The organism is Streptomyces sp. NPDC004031, assembly GCF_053604375.1.
On the sequence record NZ_JBSGHL010000045.1, the window covers coordinates 67959 to 74045 of the forward strand.

Sequence of the window (6087 nt, forward strand, 5' to 3'; positions counted from 1 at the left end):
CCGCCCCGGGGGTACGTCCGCGGGTGTCAGTTCACCGTGAAGTAGTAGTACCTCGTGGCGAGCGGTGTGCCGTCCGCGAGGGTGGCGTCGACGGTCAGCGAGACGAAGCCGCTCTCCTCGGGGGTCCAGGTGACGTGGGCGGCGTGCCCGAGGCCGGCCTTGACCGTGACGGGGTCGCCCCAGTTGAAGGAGTACGTGTAGCTCACCACGTGCGGAACCTTCGGGGTGAAGGTGAAGGTCCCCGGGACGCCGACGCCACCGCCCGACGCGTTCTCGGCGTAGACGTCCGAGGTGACGCCGGTCTCGGTGTCGAAGCTGCTGCTCCAGCCGCCTTCGTCGCTGACCCACCCGTTGGCGCTCGTGCTGGTCACGTACACGTCCTCGCCGTTGGCGCCGTCCAGCGTGAGCGTGACCCTGGCGTTGCCGTTCCTGTCCGCCGGCACCTCTACCGTCCGGTCGTGCAGGCCGCCCAGGGTCCACACGGTGTAGCTCACGGTCGGACTCTTGGCCTGGAGCGCAGGGCTGGGCGCGAGCCGGAAGGTGGCGGGCTCGTCGAAGGACGGATCGGCCGGCGGTGTCACCGTCGGGAACGCCGATTCGAGGACGAAGCTGTAGGTGGCCTCGCGGAACGACGTGGTGCCGGTCCGGTCCAGGCTCACCACGTGGAGCGTCTTCGGACCGAAACCGGGCGGCGGGATCAGGTCCACCGTCGCGGAGCCGCCGAGGTGGTCGGCGCGCACGTAGTACCTGCTGTCCGCGTACGGATCCCGCGGCTGCGGAACCCCGTACTCACCGAAGCCCGTGACGCTGACGGGAAGCGGATCCTGCCAGGCGAACTCGAAGCCCTCGACGTCGTCCGCTCCGTTGGCGTCGAAGGTGAACCGGACCGGGTCGCCCCCCTCGGAGATCTGGTCCTGCGGGTAGTTCGCGGAGGTGACGGCCGCCGTGGGCGGCCTGGTGCTGTCGGCGACGAAGTAGCACGGCGCGGACCAGTCGGAGCTGTCTGCCCCCACCACGGTCTGCGCCTGCCAGGCGTAGACCTGACCGTCGGTCAGGGCGGACTCCGGCACGGTGACCTTCCCCTCGTAGCCGAGGCTTGCGAACTCAAGGGTCAGGCCGGTGATCTGAGCCGGATCGGCGACCGGCCAGAACTGGAACTGCTCGGTGCCCGTCATCGTCGGCATGCCCTCGTCGCCGGTGAGCGCGGGGATGCCCTCCAGTACGACGCCCCCGCTCCCGGAGACGTAGGTGGGCGCGGCCGCATCGGCCGCGCAGGCACGGTAGTTGTTGAAGAGCTCGGTGGGCGTGGTCGGCGTCCCGCCGGTCGCCACCGCCTGCGGCGCCACGAGCAGGGCCAGCCCGAAGGCACCCGCTGTCGCCACTCCTGCGCGCGCTCGTGCGCGCCATGACATCCTCATAGATTTCCCTCCCCATGCGTGCCCGCCGCGGTGCGCGGACGCGCACCGGCCTGCGGGCCCTGGTGCATACTACGAGCCGCCTCATCTGCCCGCAGCAGCGTTTTCTCGCAGCTCAGCGGCTGTGCGCCGGGGCAGTTCCCGGTGGCCGCGCCACCCGGTCGGGGAGTGCCGGACCACGGCCGGGCGTACGGGCCGTCGCCCGCCGCGCGCTCCCCCGCCGGGCGCGGTGGGGGGTGGTGCGGCGGGCGGGTCAGGGCGCCGGGTGGCCGTAGACCGCGGAGTCGCCCAGCTCCTCCTCGATCCGGATGAGCTGGTTGTACTTGGCCGTGCGGTCGGAGCGGGACAGGGAGCCGGTCTTGATCTGGCCGCAGCCCGTGGCGACGGCCAGGTCCGCGATCGTCGTGTCCTCCGTCTCGCCGGAGCGGTGGGACATCACCACGTTCCACCCGGCGCGGCGGGCGGCCGCCACCGTGCCGAGCGCCTCGGTCAGCGTGCCGATCTGGTTGACCTTGACCAGGACGGCGTTGCCCACCCCGGTGCGGATGCCCTCGCGCACCAGCGCCTCGTCGGTGCAGAAGACGTCGTCCCCGGTGAGCTGGCAGCGGGCGCCGACCCGGGCGGTCAGCTCGCGCCAGCCCTCGTGGTCGTCCTCGGCCATCGGGTCCTCGACGGAGACGACCGGGTACGCGTCGATGAGGCCGGCGAGGTAGTCGACCTGCTCGGCGGACGTCCGCCGCACGCCCTCCCCCGTGTACGCGTACACGCCGTCCCGGTAGAACTCCGAGGACGCCGGGTCCATGACGAGGCCGATGTCCGTGCCCGGCCGGTAGCCGGTCCGCTCGATCGCGGCCATGACGAAGTCGAGCGCCTCCTCGGCCGTACGCAGCGCGGGCGCGAAGCCGCCCTCGTCGCCGACTCCCGTGGAGTGGCCCGCGGCCAGCAGGTCGCGGCGCAGGGTGTGGAAGACCTCGGAGCCCATCCGCACGGCCTCGGCGAAGGTGCGGGCGCCGACCGGGGCGATCATGAACTCCTGGAAGTCCAGCGGGTTGTCGGCGTGGGCGCCGCCGTTGACGATGTTCATCATCGGCACCGGGAGGACACGGGCGTCGGCCCCTCCCAGGTAGCGGTAGAGCGGCTGCCGGTGCGAGGCCGCGGCGGCCTTGGCCGCCGCGAGCGAGACGCCGAGCAGCGCGTTCGCGCCGAGCCGCGCCTTCGCGGGCGTGCCGTCGAGCGCGACGAGCGCGGCGTCCAGGCCCGCCTGGTCGCGGGCGTCGCGCCCGGTCACGGCGTCGGCGATCTCGCCCTTCACATGGGCCACGGCCCGGTCCACGCCCTTGCCGTGCCAGCGCTCCGGGTCGCCGTCGCGCAGTTCCACCGCCTCGCGGGCCCCGGTGGAGGCGCCGGAGGGGACGGCGGCGCGGCCGAGCGACCCGTCGGCGAGGACGAGGTCGACCTCGACGGTCGGGTTGCCGCGGCTGTCGAGGACGGCGCGGGCGGTGAGGCTGCTGATGCTGGTGGATGCGGGCATGGGAGGTCCTTCCCTTCGTCGCCTGCCGGGCCCGGCTGCGACGGCGCTGGCGCTCGGCCCGACACCTGAAACTCTACAGCATTGCTGTGCAGTAATGCTGTTCAGTTCCGCTGTTCAGCGTTGCTGCGCAGCTCGGCTGCATAGTTGCGTTACGGGTTAAAGTGCCCTATGCCGACCCCGGAAGCCGCCACCGTCGCGGCCGAACTGCGTACCGCGATGGGCAAACTCACCCGGCGGGTGAAGGGCGAGGACGTCATTCCGCTCGGCCAGATCGCCGTGCTCGGCGCCCTCGACCGCGACGGTGCGATGACCACGAGCGACCTCGCGGCCGATCAGCGGGTACGGCCGCAATCGATGGCCCGCGCGGTGGGCCTCCTCCTCGACCAGGGCCTCGTCACGCGCCGCGCCCACCCCACGGACGGGCGCAAGTCGCTCGTGGAGCTGTCGGAGGCGGGGCGCTCCGCGCTGGAGGCCGAGCGCGGCCGCCGGGCCGGGTGGCTGGCCCTCGCGATCGAGTCCGAGCTGTCGGAGGAGGAGCGGGCGGTGCTCGCGCGGAGCGCGGGGCTGATGGAGCGGTTGGCTGCGCGGCGGGGCGGGATGGGGGGCTCCTGACGCGGGGCCCGCGGGGCGGGCGGCAAGATGGCCGCACCCGGCCTACAGCCGGGCCGCGCTCGGGCTGCACCCGGGCCGCACCCGGGCCGCACCCGGGCCGCACTCGGGCCGCACCCGGGCCCTGTCCGCCGGCACGACATGCTCAGGAGGCATCATGGCCGCAGGCACGCATCCCGTCGACTTCGTCGACTTCACCGATCCGGTACCCCGGTCCGGCGCGTTGGACGTCCGCTGGATCCACGGCTCGCCGTCGGCCAAGCACAACACCGACCCGGACATCCAGGTCCACGCGTACGACGAGCACACGGTCGTCCTGCGGCAGAACAAGGCGATCCACTACGAGGCGCCGTTCCTGTTCCTGCTGTTCGGGAACGCGCGGGCGGTGCTGATCGACACCGGGGCGACGGCGTCCGCCGAGTTCTTCCCGCTGCGCGAGGTCGTCGACCGGCTCGTGGACGAGTGGCTCGCCCGGCACCCACGGGACGGCTACGAGCTGCTGGTGCTGCACACGCACGCGCACGGCGACCACGTCGCGGGGGACGGTCAGTTCGCCGGGCGCCCCGGCACGCGGGTGGTCGGGGCCGACCTCGCCACGGCGTGGGGCTACTTCGGGTTCGACCAGGACCCGGCGGCGGTGGCGCGGGTCGATCTGGGGGGCCGCGTGCTGGAGTGCCTGGCCACTCCCGGGCACCACGAGGCGGCGGTCACGTACTACGACCCGTGGACGGGGTTCCTGCTGACCGGCGACACGGTGTATCCGGGGCGGCTGTACGTCCAGGACTGGTCCGCGTTCGTCCGGACGATCGACCGGCTGATCGAGTTCGCCGGGCAGCGGCCGGTCACGCACGTGCTGGGGTGCCACATCGAGATGACCCGCGAGCCGGGCGTGGACTACCCGATCCGTACGACGTACCAGCCGGAGGAGCCTCCGCTGGAGATGACGGTCGAGCATCTGCGGGAGATCCGGGCGGTGCTGGCGGAGGCGGGTCCGGAGCCCCGGCGGGTGGCTGGGGGACGCTTCATCGTCTGGCCGTGAGGCGGGGCGCTCCGGGGGGCCTCTTGCGGTGTCCCGCGAACGCGACCTTCCCTGCGGTGGGGGCTTGTCGCGCAGTTCCCCGCGCCCCTTACGCGGCGCCGCCGTTGGGGCGGGGGCCGCCACGGGGCACCTCCTCGGAATGCGCCTTCGCCCTCCTACCGAGTTGGTGAGGGACTGGGAAGCGCATTCCTGCGGGGGCACCCCGCACCGTCCCCCTCCAGGCCGGTTCAGCGGCTGCCAGCCGGTGGGGGTGATGTGGGAGGGGGCTCAGACGACGTCGAATTCGTTGCCCTCGGGGTCCTGCATCGCGGTGGCGTAGAAGCCGGTGTCCGGCTCGTCCTTGATCCTCAGCACGGTGGCACCGGCGGCGACGAGCCGGTCCACCGTGGCCTTGACGCGCTCCGTGCGGAGATCGAGCGGGACGTCACGGCCGCCGCCGACCTTGAGGTCGAAGTGCCACCGGTTCTTGCCGGTCTTCTGCTCCGGAACGTGCTGGAACCACACGCGCGGCCCGTGCCCGGCGGGGTCGACGATCGACTCCGGCGTGTCCCCGGCGCCGGGCGGCAGTTCTTCGGCGGGCAGCCCCAGGGACTCCCAGTAGGCGCGCCAGGTGGCATGGCCGTCCGGCGGCGGCTCGGGCACGTAGCCGAGAGCCTCGGTCCAGAACGCCACCATCCGCCGCGGGTCGGAACAGTCGATCGTGAGCTGCACTGTCATCTCCATGCCCGGAGCATCCCAGGCAGGTCTGACAGTCGATCACCCTCGGACGTTCAGCGGCCGTCCGGATCCGCGAGATACGCGGAGACGACCGCGACCCCGGCGCGCAACTGCTCGGCCTGGGCGGCCTGACCCGCGCGGTCGTAGGCCTCGGCCGCGGCCTCGCGCTCGGCCAGTTCCGCCCGGACGATGCCCTCGACGTCGGCCTCCGTCAGCTCCCGCCGCGCGGCCTCCGCCGCACCTGCGCCCACGGGTGTCTGCTCGATCGCCAGGCTGCCGCGCGGCGCGTCGGGCAGATCGACGGCCTCGGCGTTCTCGATCGCCGCGAGCGTGGAACGGAGCAGGGCCAGCGTCGCCTTGTCCCGGGCCCGCATGGCGGCGGGCAGCGCGGCTCGCAGCCGCTGCTGAAGCGTGTCGGGGGCGGCTGGAGGGTTCTCGTGCGTCATGCCCGTACGCTACGGCCCTCCGGCCCGGACCTCGACCGACTTCAGGCGGGCCCCGCCTTCACATACGCCACGAAGCAGGCCCATTCTTCGACGGAGAAGAGCAACGCCGGCCCCTGCGGGTCCTTGCTGTCCCGGATGGGGACCACGCCGGGTATCCCGTCCGCGACCTCGACGCACTCGCCGCCCTCTGGGCCGCTGTAGCTGGACTTACGCCAGCCCGGCAGGGCGGACGCGTCAACGAGGTGCGTTGAGATCATCACGGTTGTGCTCTCCTTCGCGGGAGGGACGGTTCAGGCCCCGAAGCGGCCCGCCTTGACGTCGGCGACGAAG

General features: G+C 72.8%; 7 protein-coding genes. 2 read left to right on the plus strand and 5 right to left on the minus strand.

Features of this window, described 5'->3' with window-relative positions; genetic code table 11:
• Positions 1–26: 26 nt before the first annotated feature.
• The gene (locus ACWERV_RS25985) at positions 27–1382 is read right to left on the minus strand and encodes a hypothetical protein (RefSeq protein ID WP_452937279.1); all 1356 of its coding nucleotides are present in this window, start codon (positions 1380–1382) and stop codon (positions 27–29) included.
• 286 nt (positions 1383–1668) lie between these two features.
• A complete protein-coding gene (eno, locus tag ACWERV_RS25990) occupies positions 1669–2946 on the minus strand; it encodes a phosphopyruvate hydratase (RefSeq protein ID WP_452937282.1) in 1278 nt (425 codons plus the stop codon).
• A gap of 168 nt (positions 2947–3114) precedes the next feature.
• On the opposite strand from eno, the gene ACWERV_RS25995 reads away from it, so the two are divergent.
• Complete coding sequence (locus ACWERV_RS25995) at positions 3115–3558, plus strand: MarR family winged helix-turn-helix transcriptional regulator (RefSeq protein ID WP_452937286.1); 444 nt, start codon at positions 3115–3117, stop codon at positions 3556–3558.
• A 154-nt stretch (positions 3559–3712) separates the two neighbouring features.
• Positions 3713–4594 (plus strand): MBL fold metallo-hydrolase, encoded by an 882-nt coding sequence (locus tag ACWERV_RS26000; protein WP_452937288.1) that lies wholly within the window; start codon positions 3713–3715, stop codon positions 4592–4594.
• Between the two features lie 267 nt (positions 4595–4861).
• Here the strand turns inward: ACWERV_RS26000 and ACWERV_RS26005 are convergent, their stop codons facing one another.
• Genes ACWERV_RS26005 through ACWERV_RS26015 form a run of 3 tightly spaced genes read right to left on the minus strand, consistent with a single transcriptional unit; the run spans position 4862 to position 6014 of the window.
• On the minus strand, positions 4862–5317 hold the full coding sequence (locus ACWERV_RS26005; protein WP_452937291.1) for a VOC family protein: 456 nt from the start codon (positions 5315–5317) through the stop codon (positions 4862–4864).
• A 47-nt stretch (positions 5318–5364) separates the two neighbouring features.
• A complete protein-coding gene (locus ACWERV_RS26010; protein WP_452937294.1) occupies positions 5365–5757 on the minus strand; it encodes a hypothetical protein in 393 nt (130 codons plus the stop codon).
• A 41-nt stretch (positions 5758–5798) separates the two neighbouring features.
• Entirely contained in the window at positions 5799–6014 is a 216-nt protein-coding gene (locus ACWERV_RS26015; RefSeq protein WP_452937308.1) for a DUF397 domain-containing protein, read from the minus strand.
• Positions 6015–6087: the final 73 nt, after the last annotated feature.

What these genes read in the sequence shown, in the direction of transcription:
- eno (WP_452937282.1), bottom strand. Translation starts at nt 2,946, where the DNA reads ATGCCCGCATCCACCAGCATCAGCAGCCTCACCGCCCGCGCCGTCCTC.
- ACWERV_RS25995 (WP_452937286.1), top strand. Translation starts at nt 3,115, where the DNA reads ATGCCGACCCCGGAAGCCGCCACCGTCGCGGCCGAACTGCGTACCGCG.
- ACWERV_RS26000 (WP_452937288.1), top strand. Translation starts at nt 3,713, where the DNA reads ATGGCCGCAGGCACGCATCCCGTCGACTTCGTCGACTTCACCGATCCG.
- ACWERV_RS26005 (WP_452937291.1), bottom strand. Translation starts at nt 5,317, where the DNA reads ATGGAGATGACAGTGCAGCTCACGATCGACTGTTCCGACCCGCGGCGG.
- ACWERV_RS26010 (WP_452937294.1), bottom strand. Translation starts at nt 5,757, where the DNA reads ATGACGCACGAGAACCCTCCAGCCGCCCCCGACACGCTTCAGCAGCGG.
- ACWERV_RS26015 (WP_452937308.1), bottom strand. Translation starts at nt 6,014, where the DNA reads ATGATCTCAACGCACCTCGTTGACGCGTCCGCCCTGCCGGGCTGGCGT.